This window comes from Janthinobacterium sp. BJB301 (assembly GCF_002735685.1).
GTDB classification, from domain to species: Bacteria; Pseudomonadota; Gammaproteobacteria; order Burkholderiales; family Burkholderiaceae_D; genus Janthinobacterium; species Janthinobacterium lividum.
Genome location: NZ_PDZJ01000002.1, coordinates 17,610 through 31,810 on the forward strand (window position 1 = coordinate 17,610; position 14,201 = coordinate 31,810).

Consider the following 14,201-nt stretch of genomic DNA (forward strand, 5'->3'; position numbering starts at 1 on the left):
AGAAATGACTAAATTTATTAACGCAGATCAAAGAATGAACGATCATTCTAAAATCGTCAAGCATCGTTACAATTGAAACATAGTAACTATCAAGCGAATTAAATTATCAATGAAGCAATAAAATGAGGACAGCGACAGCGTCTGCACGTCAGCCAATTCGAACAGGAAGCTAGCGGACGGCGGCAAAACGGCAATGCGGGAAAGTTGGATTGAATGAATACTGTAGCAGGGTAATGCGTTTTTTGCTGAAGCCTTGATCGCGCGCGCAACACTGCCCCACGCGCGGCCGCCGGCCGCCATGAACATTTACCAATGGTATCGAAAAGACATGCCGCGGCGAACGCGCTAGTATAGTCTCCACAGCGTGGCAAAGCGGGGGCGCAACGATGACATCACAGGCGCGAAAAACACGGCGGCAGGATGGCGCCAGCGGCCCGGACACGCCGCCACTGCTGTCGACGGGGGTCGCTGGCCTCGATGCCATCCTCTCGGGCGGCTTGCTGGCCGAGCGCCTGTACTTGGTCGAAGGCGTCCCCGGCACGGGCAAGACCACCCTGGCGCTGCAATTTCTGGCCGAAGGCGCGCGCAGCGGCGTGCCCGTGCTGTATATCGCCCTGGCGGAATCCGAGATCGAACTGCGCGGCGCGGCCCTGTCGCATGGCTGGGACCTGGCCGGCATCGCCATCGAAGAAGTGGCGCCCAACGACGACATCCTCGACCCCGAGCGCCAGTACACCATCTTCCACCCGTCGGAAATCGAACTGGCATCGACCAACCAGCGCATCCTCGCCGCCATCGAAAAGCACCGCCCTGCCCGCCTGGTGCTCGACTCGCTGTCCGAACTGCAACTACTGGCGGAAAACCCCCTGCGCTACCGGCGCCAGGTCGTGGCATTGAAACAATACCTGGCCAGCCGGCACTGCACCACCCTGCTGATCGATGACCGTTCCGCGGTGGACGACGGCTTGCAAGTGCGTAGCGTAGCCCACTGCGTCATTTCCCTGGAGCTGCAAAACCAGGATTATGGCAATGACCGGCGCCGCGTGCGGGTGGTGAAATACCGGGGCGTGCCGTTTCGCAGCGGCACCCACGACTACAAGATCGCCCATGACGGCCTGCTCGTCTTTCCGCGCCTGGTGGCGGCCGACACGCGCCGCGATGGCGACCATCGGCGCCTGTCGAGCGGCGTGCCCGAACTCGACACCATGATAGGGGGCGGCCTGGAAGAAGGCATGAGCACGCTCATTTCCGGCCCGGCCGGCAGCGGCAAGTCCACCCTGGCGGCGCAATTCGTGCACGCGGCCACGGCGCGCGGCGAACCGTGCGCCATGTTCCTGTTCGAGGAAGCGCGCAGCAAGCTGCTGAACCGGGCCGACAACGTGGGCATGCGCCTGCAGGCGGCGCTCGACTCCGGCCTGCTGAGCGCACAGCAGATCGATCCGGCCGAGCTGACCCCGGGAGAATTCGCCCAGGCCGTGGTCGACGCGGCAGAACGGGGCGCCCGGGTCATCGTCATCGATAGCCTGAACGGCTACATGCACGCGGTGCCCGACGAGCGCTTCCAGAGCACCTATCTGCACGAACTGCTCAATTACCTGGGCCAGCGCGGCGTGGCCACCCTGCTCGTCGGCGTGCAGCAAAACATGCTGGGCACCGCGATGACAACTTCGGCCGACGCCAGCTACCTGGCCGACGGCGTCATCATGCTGCGCTATTACGAAACGGAAGGCGAGGTGCGGCAAGCCATTTCCGTCTTCAAGAAGCGCGGCAGCGCGCACGAGCGCAGCATCCGCCGCTTCGAGATCAGTCCGCAGGGCATCCGCATCGGCCCGGCCCTGGCCGGCTTTCACGGCATCCTGTCCGGCTTGCCCACCGTCGGCGGCACGCCCTTCCCCTAGGAATGCCATGGAGCAGCGTATCCTGATCTACGCGCCTGGCGGCCAGGACGCCTCCCTGACCACCAGGGTACTCGCCAGCGTAGTCATCGCCAGCCACGCCTGCCGCTCCGCCGGCGAGCTGGCCGAGCAGCTGGCGCTGGGCGCCGGCGGCGTGCTGACGGTGGACGAGGCCTTGCATGCAGGCGTCTACGCCGTGCTCGACACCTACACCCGCCAGCAGCCGGACTGGTCCGATTTGCCCATCATCCTGCTGACGCATGCGGGACTCGACTCCTTGCCCTTGCGGCAAGCCGTCGCCACCCTGGGCAACCTGACCCTGCTGGAACGCCCCGTGCACATATTGACCCTGATCACCTCGGCCCACGCCATGCTGCGCGCGCGCCAGCGCCAGTACCAGGTGCGCGAGACGCAGCGGCGCAAGGACGAATTCCTTGCCAGCCTCGGACATGAACTGCGCAATCCGCTGGCGCCCATCAAGACTTCGGTGGCCCTGCTCAAGCACCTGTATCCGGCCTCGGAGCAGGTCAGCAAGGTCAGCGGCGTGATCGAGCGCCAGGTGACGCATCTGACGCGGCTGGTGGATGACTTGCTCAACGTGGCGCGCATCACCAGCGGCAAGGTACTGCTGCAGCGCGAAAATATTGAATTACAGCAAGTACTCGACCATGTAATCGAACTGTGCCAGCCCGCAGCCGACAGCCGGCACATCAGCATCACGCGGGCGTTGCCGCCGCTTGCCATCACGCTGCACGCCGACTATGCCAGGGTGGTGCAGATCTTTGCCAATATTGTTTTGAATGCCGTGAAGTTCACGCCGGATGGCGGCCACATCCACATCACGGTGCGCCTGGCGCAGGGGCAGCTGCAGGTGACGGTCGAAGACAATGGCATCGGCATCGAGCCGGACGCCATCCCGCGCATCTTTTCCATGTTCGAACAGGGACGCACGGTGGAAGGCCAGATGGCCAGCGGCCTGGGCATCGGCTTGAGTCTGGCGCGCCAATTTGCCGAGATGCATGGCGGCAGCATCGACGCGTACAGCGACGGCCCCGGCCGCGGTAGCCGCTTCATCGTCACCTTGCCGGCCAGCGCCGGCGACGCCCAGACAGCCACCCCGGCCACCCCGGCGGCGGCCAGCGGCGAGGCGCCCACCGGCGCGGACCCGCCCGTGCAAGTGCTGGTGGTGGATGACAACCTCGATGCGGCCGATTCCTTGCAAAGCCTGTTCCAGCTCGAAGGTTATGCCGCCAATGTCGCGTATGGCGGCGCGCAGGCGCTGGAGGCCGTCGATATGGCCTGGCCACAACTGATCGTAATGGACCTGGGCATGCCGGACATGGATGGTTATGAGGCGGCACGCCAGATACGCCAGCGTGCGCAGGGGCGCGAAGTGCTGCTGATCGCCCTGACGGGCTGGGGCCAGGGCGAGGCGCGCTCACGCACGGAACAAGCCGGTTTCGACCATCATCTGACGAAACCGGTGGATTTCGCCGCCATCGCCGCCCTGCTGGAACAGCACCTGGCGCGGCGGACGGGGACAGCTACGCGGACAAAATAGCGTTTATTTCCACTTGCCGCGCAATTCCTGCACCTTTTGCTGCAGCAATTCCGGCGTGGCGGCCTCGGGCGCCACGGGCATGCCCACGGCCAGCGACAAACGCGAGCGCAAGCCCGCCTTGAAAGCACGCTCGAACAAATGGCCATTGCGATGGCTCAGCAGATGCCCCCACAAGCCGCGCAGCGCCAGCGGAATCACGGGTACCTTGCTGCGCTCGACGATCTTGGCGATGCCGCCCTTGAATTCGCTGATCTGGCCCGTGCGCGTCAGCTTGCCTTCCGGGAAGATGCACACCAGCTCGCCTTCGTGCAGCGCTTGCGCGATATCGATGAAAGCCTTTTCCATGAGGAACGGGTCTTCCTTGGCCGGCGCGATGGGGATGGCCTTGGCCGTGCGGAAGATCCAGCCCATCAGCGGCATCTTGAAGATGCGGTGGTCCATGACGAAACGGATGGGGCGCGGACTGGCCGCCATGATGACGATGGCGTCCACATAGCTGACGTGGTTGCATACCAGCACGGCCGCCCCCTCCGTAGGGATGCGTTCGCCATCGACCACTTTGACGCGGTGCACGGTCTGGATGAGTATCCACGCGAGGAAACGCATGAGAAATTCCGGCACCAGCGAAAAGATGTAGGCGGCCACCAGCGCGTTCAGGATGGCCGTGACGAGGAACAGCTGCGGAATCGTAAATCCTTGTCCCAGCAGCACGATGGCCACGCCGGCCGCCGCCACCATGAACAGGGCGTTGAGGATATTCATGCCGGCGATCGTGCGCGAAATGTGTTTCGGGTCGCAGCGCGTCTGGATCAGGGCGAACAGGGGCACGATGAAGAAGCCGCCGAAGACGCCGATCATGACGATGTCGATCAAAATGCGCGGCACGCCCGCCTGGCTGACGAACGCCAGCGCATCGACCACTTGCGTATTCGCATACGCATTGCTGGCGAAATACAGGTCGATGCCGAACAGCGACAGGCCGATGGAGCCGAACGGCACCAGGCCAATCTCGATCTTGTGGCCGGACAGGCGTTCGCACAGCAAGGAACCCGTGCCGATGCCGACGGAAAACACCGTCAGCAGCAGCACGAACACGCTGTGGTCGCCATGCAGGAAATCCTTCGAGTACACGGGGAACTGCGCCAGGATCAGGGCGCCATAGAACCAGAACCAGGAATTGCCCAGCATGGCTAGGAAGACGGGACGGTTCTTGCGCGAAAAATTCAGGTTACGGAATGATTCGGCAACAAAATTCAGGCTCACCTTCAAGTCCGGCTCCGGCGCCGGCGTGCGCGGCACGCGGTAGCTGGCGACCAGGCCGAATACGGCCACGGCGATGGTGGCACCGGCCACCAGTTCCACGCCCAGCGGCTTGTGCACGATCAGCACGGCACCGAGGATTTCGCCCAATAAGATGCCGACAAACGTGCCCATCTCGATCAGGCCATTGCCGCCAACCAGTTCCTCGGGTTTGAGCTGCTGCGGCAGGTACGCATACTTGACGGGGCCGAACAGGGTCGAATGCACGCCCATGCCGACGACGGCCGCCACCAGCAGCCACAGCGTATGCGTCATCCACCCAGCGGCGGCCACGGCCATGATGGCCAGTTCCATCCATTTCACGAAACGGGCCAGGCCCGCCTTTTCAAACTTGTCGGCCAGCTGGCCCGCCGTGGCTGAAAACACGACGTAGGGCAGGATGAACAGGCCGGGAATCAGGTTGGTGATGGTGGACGGATCGAGCGTGGTCCAGCTCAGCGCATCGTAGGCGAGGATCACCATCAAGGCCGTCTTGAACAGATTGTCGTTGAAGGCGCCAAAGAACTGGGTCCAGAAGAAGGGCCCGAAACGGCGCTGCGACAATAAGGAAAACTGGCTGCTTTGACTCATGGCATGGGGAACTGGCAATTAAGGAATTGCTAAAATACAGCACTATCTTGCGCACGACAATCTGAATGTCGACATCTTGCTTGGCATCAATACCGAAAGCAGCATGCCGCGTCATGCTCGCCTTGCCGCTCCATGCGCTGGCTGGCACTTACCCTGACACAACAGAAATCGCTTGTTTCTTGATAATAAGGTAATGTGCGCATACCGCTGGCGCCCCTGCCCGCCCCTTCCGGAAAGCTGCCTCCATGTCTGGATTCACATCATTGACCATTCTGGCCTTGCTGGTCACCGCCTTCGTGCTGGTGCTGCAGCACCGCAGGAAAGTAGCGGATCTGGAGTTGCTGACGGCGCGCTTGCGCAAGGAAGTCGACGGCATCCAGCAGCGCCTGCGGGCGCTGGAAGGCCAGGCCGAAGCGCCTGCGGCTACGTCCGTCGTTGCCGTAGCACCCTCCGTACCCGCTAGCGTGGCGCCGGTGGCAGTGCCTGCACCCATGCCGCCGCCCACGCCCGCCCCCGTGCCGCAGGCGGCCGCGCTCAAGGTGGCCGAAGTGGCGCAGGCCGCGCCGGCAGCAGCTCCCGCACCCGCCGCGCCCGTGCCGCCAAAACCAGCCCCGCCGATTCCAGCCCGGCCCGTTCCTGCCGTCCCCAACACCCCTTCCTGGATCGCGCACCCGGACGGCCTCGTTGCCAAGGCAAAGAACTGGCTATTCACGGGCAACCTGGTCGCCAAGCTGGGCTTGCTGATTCTCTTCCTCGGCGTCAGCTTCCTGCTCAAGTACGTGTCGGCGCAGGTCACGCTGCCCATCGAACTGCGCCTGGCCGGCATCGCGCTGGCCGATATTGCCCTGCTGGCCTGGGCCTGGCGCATCCGCCTCAGCCGTCCCGGCATCAGCCTGCCGCTGCAGGGCACGGCGCTGGCGATATTGATGCTGGTGACGTTTGGCGCCTTCCGCCTGTATGAACTGATCCCGGCCGGCCTGGCGTTTGCCGTGCTGTTCGTGCTGACGGCGTTCACCTGTCTGCTGGCCGTGCTGCAAAACGCCGTCTGGCTGGCCGTCTTCGGCATCGTCGGCGGCTTTGCCGTGCCGCTGCTCGTGTCGACGGGCAGCGGCAACCATATCGGCCTGTTCAGCTATTACGCGCTGCTCAATGCGGGCGTCTTCGCCATCGCCCTGAAACGCGCCTGGCGCGTCCTGAATGTGCTGAGCTTTGGCTTTACCTTCGTCGTCGCCACCACCTGGGGCCTGCTGCGCTACACGCCCGAGCACTACCTGTCGACGCAGCTGTTCTTGATCCTCTTCGTGCTGTTCTACGTCGGCATCGCCATCGCCTATTGCGCGCGCCAAGCGCCGCGCCTCAAGCATTACGTGGATGGCACCCTCGTCTTTGGCACGCCGCTGGCGGCCATGGGCTTGCAATACGGCCTGGTCCAGCACTTTCACTTCGGCCTGGCCTTTTCCGCGCTGATTGCCGGGCTGGGCTACACGGGACTGGCCGTGGCACTGTGGCGCCGCGCAGGTTTCAAACTGCTGGCCGAAGCCTTCCTCGCGCTGGGCATCGTCTTCGGCACCCTGGCCATTCCGTTCGCCCTCGATGGCCGCTGGACCTCCGCCGCGTGGGCGCTGGAAGGCGCGGGCATCGTCTGGGTCGGCTTGCGCCAGCGCCAGACACTGGCCTGGGCCTTCGGCCTGCTGGTGCAGGGGGCCGCCTGGATTGCCTTCCTGATCGCCATGCAGGAACTCGATACGGCTGCGGCCCTGCACGCCAACATCTGGCTCGGCTGCGCGCTGCTGGCCGCCGCCGCGCTGGTGATGGCCTACAATTTCCGCCGCCACGCCAGCCATTTGCATCCGGAGTTCATGAGCAGCCTGTCCGTGCTGTTCCTGACGGCCGCCGCAGCCTGGCTGCTGGGCGGCATCTGGAGCGAAATCCTGCTGCGCACGGATGCCACCACGCAATTGAACCTGCTGACAGTCAGCGCGCTGGCTGTGGCCGCCTTGCTGGCGGCGCTGGCGCGGCGCGAACAATGGCATGCGCCGCGCGCGCTGCTGCTGGCCGTGCAGGTACTGGCCGGCATGGTCATGCTCAGCCGCGCCAGCTGGGCCTGGGACCAGCACCCGGCCAGCCTGTTCGACGGTTCCTTCCTCAGCGCGCTGCTGCTGGGCGCCGCCGCCTTCGCCAGCGCCCGTTTCCTTGCGCTGCGCGCGCGCGGCGGCGACGAACTGCTGGCTCTGGCAGCACGCCCCCTGCTGGTCTGGAGCGGCTTGCTGTGGTTTGCCGCCATCCTCGTACCGCTCGTCAGCTGGCTGCTGCGCCTGATCGACGGCGATCCGAGCATGCAGCCGCACGCGGGCGAGCACTGGCTGGCGCTGTACCTGATCGCCGTGTGCGTCACGACGCCCGCGTTCGCCATCCTGGCGCGGCGCCTCGATTGGCCGCAGCTGCGCTGGTTCACCGTCGCCACCTGGCTCGGCCTGGGCTTGTGGAGCGCCAACATGCTGCTGGCGCTGTACCTGCGCGATTACCTGCCGACCGGCTTGAGCTGGCTGGCGCTGGGCAGCGCCCTGGCCGCCGGCGAATACCTGCTGCTGGCCTGGCCGCAAGCTGGCTGGCAACTCGGCCTGCGGGCGCAGCGCCTGCTCCATACGCTGCGCACTGCCGCGCCATGGCTGATGCTGTGGCCGGTCGGCGCCATGCATGTCAACGCCTGGCTGGCACAGCATGAAGACCGCGTCAGCCCGGCCTGGGCCCGCTACTTGCCGGCCTGGGCCATGATGCTGGTGCTGGCCTTGCTGATCCGCCGCTGCCGCGCGGGCGCCTGGCCGGTGGCGCCGATTGCAGAGTGGTACCAGCGCACCCTGATACCGCTAGGCGCACTCTGGTCGCTGCTGCTGATTGCCGCCTGGAATATCTTCGACGATGGCGCCATGGCACCGCTGCCCTACTTGCCGCTGCTCAATCCGCTGGACTTGAGCACGGGCTTTGCCATCCTGCTGGCCATTGCCAGCTACCGCCTGCTGCCGGCGAAGCAGTTGCCCCTGCCTGCCCTGTGGCAAGCACGTCTGCCTGCCGTGGCCGCCTGCTGCGTGTATGTGTGGTTCAACCTGATGCTGCTGCGCACGGTATCGCACTATGTCGGCGTGCCGTACACCTTTGACGCCATGCTGGCCTCGCAATTCGTGCAAGCGATGCTGTCGCTGGTATGGAGCATCACGGCCCTGCTGCTGATGCGCCACGCGGCGCGCCATCAACGGCGCCAGCAATGGAGCATGGGCGCTGTGCTGTTGGGACTGGTTGTCTTGAAACTGTTCCTGATCGATCTGTCGAACGTGGGCGGCATCGAACGCATCATCTCCTTTGTCGGTGTCGGCTTGCTGATGGTCTTGATCGGCTACCTGGCGCCTTTCCCCAAGGCTGCCGCGCCAGCGCCAGCCGAACCGCAACAAGGAGCAGCATGAAACACTCATTGATCTGCTGCAGCCTGCTGCTGGCAGGCGCCGCGCTGGCCGCTCCTGGCCAGGACAGGCCACAGGAATATGGCTGGAGCATGCCGGTGACCGTGCCGGCCGGCGCGGGCATCGTCAAGCTGGCATTGCCCAAGGAAGTCTACCTGCACGCCAGTTCGGCCAGCCTGGCCGACGTGCGGCTGTTCGATGCCGACGGCAAGCGCCTGGCCTATGCCATCGGCGCGCCGCCCGCCCAATCGGCGACGCAGCGGACAGCCATTCCCGTTCGCATTTTCCCCGTGACGGGCGCGCCGGCAACTGGCGACGGCTTGCAAGGCATCGACATCCGCACGGCGGACGATGGCCGCTTGCTGTCGGTCAGCACCCGCGCCGGCACAGCAGCGGCCACGGCGGCGCTGCAAGCGCTGATACTCGACCTGGGCAAGCAGACGCAAGACAGGCGCATCGCCGCCTTGCGCTTCACGCCACCGGAGCGCACGCAAAATTACAGTGCGCAAGTACTGCTGGAAGTGAGCGACGACCTGAAGCAATGGGATGCCATCGGCACCACCACCTTGAATTGGCTCAGCAACAGTGACACGCAAACGCTGGCCAACGACAGCATCGCTTTTGCGCCACGCGCTTTCCGCTACGCGCGCCTGAGCTGGCAGGAAGGCCAGCCGCTGGTGTTTGCATCGATTGCGGCGCAAGCCGTCAGCGAAACCGAGGCGGCGCCGCCACGCGCGAGCATCGTGCTGCGCGGTGCGCCAGGCAAACTTGCTGGCGATTGGGCGTATGCCACGCCGATCGCCATTCCCGCCGACAGCATTGCGCTGCAATTCAAGGAGCGCAATGTGGTGCTGCCCGTCACGCTGGGCGTGTATCGCCAAAGTCATTATGTGCCGCAGCGCCGCCTGTCCCTGCACCGGCAAACACGACCGGCAAATGGCGAATATTTTGAGCCGCTGCTGACCACCAGCTTTTACCGCATCAGCGAGGCTGGCAAGGAACGCGTCTCCGGCGACCTGGCCATGCCCGTGGTGCAGACCACGCAATGGGTGCTGCGGCCCGAGTCGCAAAGTACGGCGATGCCGACCAGCGCGCCGCTGTTGCGCCTTGGCTGGACGCCGGAAACGCTGGTGTTCCTGGCCGGCGGCAAGGGACCATATCGCCTGGCATTCGGCAAAACCGACGCGCAGCCGGTGGCGCAGCCGCTGTCGCAGGTGGCGCCCGGCTATGGCGACGGCGAATTGCAGGCGCTGCCGATGGCCACATTGGGCGCGTTGACGGCGCGCGCTGGCGCAAGCGACGCCGCGCCGGCACCGGCTGGCACCAGTGCGCCGTGGCGCCTGGCCGCGCTATGGGCGGCCCTGCTGCTGGGCGTGGGCGTGCTGGGCTTTTTTGCCTGGCGTTTGCTGTCGCAGATGAAAGAGGAACAAGGCAGTAGCGACAAGCAGGAACATTAGCCGCCTGAGCGCGTAGCTTGCCGACTCACTGCCGCAGCAGCGCCTTGAACGTCTGCGGCATCCACGGCCGCGCCGCCAGCATGAAGCTGATGGCCAGGCGCTCCTCACCAGGCAGGCGCGCATCTTCCTGGTGTTGCTGCGAGAATTCCACCGCGACTTGCTTCAGGCGCTCCAGCAAGGCCGCCGTGGACTTTTTCGACAGCATCACGTTCACCAGGCGCAGCAATTCCGTTTCACCATCGAATTGCGAATTCAAATAGTCGCCATAGGCTTCCTTTTTGAAATACGTATGGATGGGACCGTTCGGTATCCACGCAAACGTGCGCGCCACCAGCAGTTTGACCCGGTTATTCGGCAGCAGTTCCAGAAAACCGATCTTGTCGAGACGCAGCAGGTATTTCACGGCTTGCGCTTCGCTGATGTCGTAGATGGCAACGATCTGTTCCAGCGGTAACAGGTTCAGGGCGGACACGGCCACCACGAACAGCCGGGTGTCCTCGATGATTTCCTTTTCTTGCGCATACGTCAGCCCCGTGATCAGGGTGGGCGCGGCCTGGGCTGACTGCACGGCCAGCGCCAGCTGCTGGAAATCGCTGCCGATGGCCACCAGGATCTGATCCAGCCGCTGCAGGGTAAATTGCTTCTGCGAAAACATCCGCTTGACGCTGGCTTCGGATACGCCGATGCGCTGGGCCAGCTCGGCATACGTGACGGAACGCGCTTTCAACAGGCGTTTCAAGGCTTCGATCAAGGCGTGGGTTTGTGGCATGCACTTCCTTTATATAAATAGCATCGGTTCCAGCGGCAAAAAAGTAGCGCAATACGCTACCTGCGGTATGCCTGCCCGCTACGAGTAGCGTTTTCATTGACCAATTGCCCACAGTCTACAATGATGGCGTTGCCACTTGGCACACTTGAAGGAGAAACACATGAAACGCCTGCTGCCCCTCTGCCTGTCCCTGTCGCTGTTGACGCTCTCCGTAGCCGCTCCCGGCCTGGTCCACGCCGCCGCCTCCGAGAACCTGTCGAAAGGTTCGCAAAACCTCAGCCAGGGTTCCGCCGTGGTCGTCGCGGGTTCCATGTCGATGCTGGTCGCCTCCGGCCAGGTGGTCGTCGCCAGCGTGGAAACGGTGGGCGAAGGCATCGTCATCGTGCTGAAAGGCGCGTCCGAAGCGGGCGGCGCTTCCATCCAGATGAGCGCGCAAGCGGCCAAGGGCCTGTCGCTGGCAGCCGGCACCGTGGTCAACGTGGTGGCGCTGTCCACCGGCCACATGCTGGTCATGTCCGGCAAGGCCATCGCCTTCATCCCGAACGAACTGGGCAAGGCGCTGCTGCACCACTCCAAAGCGTAAGCACCAATGAAGAACGGACATCCCATGAAACAGTTGCTCGCCACCGCCCTGCTGTGCGCCGCCAGCCTGGCGCCGCTGGCCCAGGCCGCCAATTCCGACACCACCAACGCGTCCGACAACGCCAGCATGGCCTCGGCCATCGTCCTGGTCGGCTCCATGTCGGTGCTGGCCGCCGCCGGTGAAGTTGTCATCGACAAGGTGGAAGACGTGGCCGACGGCAGCGTCCTCGTACTGAAAAGCACGGCCCGGGGCGCCTCGCAGGCTGCCACGGCTTCCGTCAAGCTGAGCCAGAAGGCCACGCAAGGCCTGTCGCTGGCGGCCGGCACGGTCGTCAACGTGGTGGCCGTGTCGACGGGCCACATGCTGGTGCTGTCGGGCAAGGCCATCGCCTATGTGCCGAACGCCGCCGGCCAGGCCATCCTCTACCATTCGAAAGCGTGAACCCCATGAAACGCCTGACCGTGATTGTCATCAGCCTGGCCCTGGCCGGCGCCGCCCATGCGGGACGCTCGTGCGAGGAAAAGCAAACGGATGCGAGCACCCTCGTCAAATCGATGGACCTGGCGCAAAAGACCCTGCAGGCGCTCGATGGCTCGGGCGCGCAGGTGGCGCTGGTGGCGCGCGCCGGGCAAGACCTGTCGAAGTACAATTTGCGCTATTCGCACATGGCGCTGGCCTGGCGCGACCACCCGAAAGGCCGCTGGCTGGTGGTGCATGAACTCAATGAATGCGGCACGGCGCAATCGTCGCTGTACAACGAAGGCTTGGGCAATTTCTTCATGGATGATGTGTTCATGTATGAAACCCTGATCCTGATTCCCGGCCAGGATACGCAGCAGCAACTGGTGCGCCTGCTGACGTCGAACACGCCCAAGCGCCTGCATGAGCCGCACTACAATATGCTGGCCTACCCGTTTTCCACCAAGTACCAGAATTCGAATCAGTGGGTGCTGGAAACCCTGGCCGCCGCCAGCAACGAGCCGGGCAAGATCGAAACGCGCGCCGAAGCGCAAGGCTGGCTGCGCAGCGCCAGCTACGCGCCGCAAACGCTCAGCATACCCGCCGCCACGCGCCTGGGCGCGCGCATGTTCCGCGCCAATATCGCTTTTGACGATCACCCGTTCGAACGCCGCATGACGCGCCAGATCGATGTCGTCACCGTCGACTCCATCGTGCGCTTCATGCGCCAGCGCGAACCGAAGGTGCAGGAAATCGTCGTGCGGGGGAATTAGTCCGACACCAGGCCCGGCACGATCAAGGCGGGCGTCTGCGCCAGCGGCGCCGCGCTGCACAGCACGATGGACAACTCGGCATGCGCCAAGGTCACGCAGCTTGCCGCGTCCAGGCCCAGCTTGTAGCGCGCCTCCGCCTCGCTCCAGCGCTGGTAAAACGCCGCCAGCCGCGCTTCAAGCGGCATGCTTTCCAGCTCGGCGGCCACATCTGCGCCAAACGCCTGGCGCGCCAGCGCCAGCACGTCGCGCCGCGGGTCGCGCAGCTCAATATCGAGTCCCACCTGCGTAGTACCGCTCAATGCGCAGGCGACCCAATGGCCGCTGTGCGAAATGCTGAAATAGGGACCGCCGGCTGGCGCCAGCAGCCGCGGCGCCTGGCCTGCTCTCTCTTCCAGCGCGATGGACTCCGGCGCCACTTCCAGCATTTCCCCCATCGCCGTGCGCAGCAGGGCGCGCCCCAGCAGGAACTGGCGCCGGCGCAACGGCCGCACAAAGCGCGCGTAGCGGGCCGCTTCCGCCCCACCCAGCCACGTTTCATACTGGCTGCTCTGCGCAAGATCAATGCTGCGGGAATCGAGCAGCCAGATGCTGGCGCCGGTACTGGGCAAGGCTGGTGGCATGACAAGATCGGGATAGACAAAGGCGCAGTCTGCCACAAATTGCCAGTATGCATGCGGCAAAAAAAATGGCAGCGCGGTTGCCCATCGCTGCCATTCTCCGCAGGTCTGCAGGCGCTTGCGCGCCACGCCCGTCTTAGTTCGTCATTGCTGCTTCGACCGCTTTACTATCGGCGCCCGTCGGGCCGCCTTCGGCACGTACATAGTTGGCCTTGATGTAAGCGCTGGTCAGGTTGGCGATGCGGGTCAGCATCAGGTTATCGTGCACGCCGAACGTGAATCCTGCCGCCATCGCGTCCGCGCGCTGGAAGAACTCTGGCGTTGCGACCAGGGCCCCCTTGTTGTCATGGATCATGACGCGCATGCGCACGCCCGAGCTGCCGGCCAATGGTCCCAGCAGTACTCGCTTGGCGCCGCTCTTGAACTGGATTTCTTCGACGATAGGCTCGATGATCAGCACGCGGCCATTGGCCGGGGCGGCATTCCAGCTGGTCAGCGATTCGGCCAGGTCCTTGCGGATGTTCTCGTCGATTTTGGCCATGCCGGCCTGGTTGCCCTTGTAGCCTTCCGCAAAGACTGTCGGCTTGACTTCAATACGGCCAAACGACGAGAAAGCCTCGCTCGGCGGCGGATTGGTTGTCGATGATGCCTTGATGCGCGTGGCGCAGCCTTGCAACATGGTCAATGCCAGCAGTGCACCGGCCAGGATGACAGTTTTCGATACTTTTTGCATATTCTCTTT

The 14,201-nt window shown here is 64.2% G+C and carries 11 protein-coding genes; 7 read left to right on the forward strand and 4 right to left on the reverse strand.

What is annotated here, in order from left to right; genetic code table 11:
* Window positions 1-386: 386 nt before the first annotated feature.
* Together CSQ91_RS13455 and CSQ91_RS13460 are read left to right on the forward strand one after the other, a co-directional pair.
* A complete protein-coding gene (locus CSQ91_RS13455) occupies window positions 387-1,898 on the forward strand; it encodes an ATPase domain-containing protein (protein WP_099388704.1) in 1,512 nt (503 codons plus the stop codon).
* A 7-nt stretch (window positions 1,899-1,905) separates the two neighbouring features.
* Window positions 1,906-3,456 (forward strand): hybrid sensor histidine kinase/response regulator, encoded by a 1,551-nt coding sequence (locus tag CSQ91_RS13460; protein ID WP_099388705.1) that lies wholly within the window; start codon window positions 1,906-1,908, stop codon window positions 3,454-3,456.
* Window positions 3,457-3,459: 3 nt separating this feature from the next.
* Here CSQ91_RS13460 and CSQ91_RS13465 read toward each other — a convergent pair whose 3' ends face one another.
* Window positions 3,460-5,346, reverse strand: a complete 1,887-nt coding sequence (locus CSQ91_RS13465; RefSeq protein ID WP_034785493.1) for an MFS transporter — start codon at window positions 5,344-5,346, stop codon at window positions 3,460-3,462.
* A 245-nt stretch (window positions 5,347-5,591) separates the two neighbouring features.
* Here CSQ91_RS13465 and CSQ91_RS13470 point away from each other — a divergent pair, with 245 nt between their 5' ends.
* Together CSQ91_RS13470 and CSQ91_RS13475 are read left to right on the forward strand one after the other, a co-directional pair.
* A complete protein-coding gene (locus CSQ91_RS13470) occupies window positions 5,592-8,804 on the forward strand; it encodes a DUF2339 domain-containing protein (protein WP_099388706.1) in 3,213 nt (1,070 codons plus the stop codon).
* Complete coding sequence (locus CSQ91_RS13475) at window positions 8,801-10,258, forward strand: DUF3999 family protein (protein WP_099388707.1); 1,458 nt, start codon at window positions 8,801-8,803, stop codon at window positions 10,256-10,258. The genes CSQ91_RS13470 and CSQ91_RS13475 overlap by 4 nt, the downstream gene beginning before the upstream one ends.
* A gap of 25 nt (window positions 10,259-10,283) precedes the next feature.
* On the opposite strand, the gene CSQ91_RS13480 is transcribed toward CSQ91_RS13475, so the two are convergent.
* Window positions 10,284-11,027: a helix-turn-helix domain-containing protein gene (locus CSQ91_RS13480; RefSeq protein ID WP_034785491.1), complete on the reverse strand. Its 744-nt coding sequence runs from the start codon at window positions 11,025-11,027 to the stop codon at window positions 10,284-10,286.
* Between the two features lie 160 nt (window positions 11,028-11,187).
* On the opposite strand from CSQ91_RS13480, the gene CSQ91_RS13485 reads away from it, so the two are divergent.
* From CSQ91_RS13485 to CSQ91_RS13495, 3 genes are read left to right on the forward strand one after another with little or no spacing between them, the layout of a single operon-like run.
* Window positions 11,188-11,610 (forward strand): hypothetical protein, encoded by a 423-nt coding sequence (locus tag CSQ91_RS13485; RefSeq protein WP_052140399.1) that lies wholly within the window; start codon window positions 11,188-11,190, stop codon window positions 11,608-11,610.
* A gap of 24 nt (window positions 11,611-11,634) precedes the next feature.
* Window positions 11,635-12,051, forward strand: a complete 417-nt coding sequence (locus CSQ91_RS13490) for a hypothetical protein (protein WP_034785489.1) — start codon at window positions 11,635-11,637, stop codon at window positions 12,049-12,051.
* A 5-nt stretch (window positions 12,052-12,056) separates the two neighbouring features.
* Window positions 12,057-12,842, forward strand: a complete 786-nt coding sequence (locus tag CSQ91_RS13495; RefSeq protein ID WP_034785488.1) for a DUF2145 domain-containing protein — start codon at window positions 12,057-12,059, stop codon at window positions 12,840-12,842.
* Here the strand turns inward: CSQ91_RS13495 and CSQ91_RS13500 are convergent.
* Window positions 12,839-13,462, reverse strand: a complete 624-nt coding sequence (locus tag CSQ91_RS13500) for a 4'-phosphopantetheinyl transferase family protein (RefSeq protein ID WP_143451031.1) — start codon at window positions 13,460-13,462, stop codon at window positions 12,839-12,841. The genes CSQ91_RS13495 and CSQ91_RS13500 overlap by 4 nt on opposite strands.
* Before the next feature lie 133 nt (window positions 13,463-13,595).
* A complete protein-coding gene (locus CSQ91_RS13505; RefSeq protein ID WP_099388709.1) occupies window positions 13,596-14,192 on the reverse strand; it encodes a hypothetical protein in 597 nt (198 codons plus the stop codon).
* Window positions 14,193-14,201: the final 9 nt, after the last annotated feature.

What these genes read in the sequence shown, in the direction of transcription:
- CSQ91_RS13490 (WP_034785489.1), top strand. Translation starts at nt 11,635, where the DNA reads ATGAAACAGTTGCTCGCCACCGCCCTGCTGTGCGCCGCCAGCCTGGCG.
- CSQ91_RS13455 (WP_099388704.1), top strand. Translation starts at nt 387, where the DNA reads ATGACATCACAGGCGCGAAAAACACGGCGGCAGGATGGCGCCAGCGGC.
- CSQ91_RS13470 (WP_099388706.1), top strand. Translation starts at nt 5,592, where the DNA reads ATGTCTGGATTCACATCATTGACCATTCTGGCCTTGCTGGTCACCGCC.
- CSQ91_RS13500 (WP_143451031.1), bottom strand. Translation starts at nt 13,462, where the DNA reads ATGCCACCAGCCTTGCCCAGTACCGGCGCCAGCATCTGGCTGCTCGAT.
- CSQ91_RS13495 (WP_034785488.1), top strand. Translation starts at nt 12,057, where the DNA reads ATGAAACGCCTGACCGTGATTGTCATCAGCCTGGCCCTGGCCGGCGCC.
- CSQ91_RS13475 (WP_099388707.1), top strand. Translation starts at nt 8,801, where the DNA reads ATGAAACACTCATTGATCTGCTGCAGCCTGCTGCTGGCAGGCGCCGCG.
- CSQ91_RS13505 (WP_099388709.1), bottom strand. Translation starts at nt 14,192, where the DNA reads ATGCAAAAAGTATCGAAAACTGTCATCCTGGCCGGTGCACTGCTGGCA.
- CSQ91_RS13485 (WP_052140399.1), top strand. Translation starts at nt 11,188, where the DNA reads ATGAAACGCCTGCTGCCCCTCTGCCTGTCCCTGTCGCTGTTGACGCTC.
- CSQ91_RS13480 (WP_034785491.1), bottom strand. Translation starts at nt 11,027, where the DNA reads ATGCCACAAACCCACGCCTTGATCGAAGCCTTGAAACGCCTGTTGAAA.
- CSQ91_RS13465 (WP_034785493.1), bottom strand. Translation starts at nt 5,346, where the DNA reads ATGAGTCAAAGCAGCCAGTTTTCCTTATTGTCGCAGCGCCGTTTCGGG.
- CSQ91_RS13460 (WP_099388705.1), top strand. Translation starts at nt 1,906, where the DNA reads ATGGAGCAGCGTATCCTGATCTACGCGCCTGGCGGCCAGGACGCCTCC.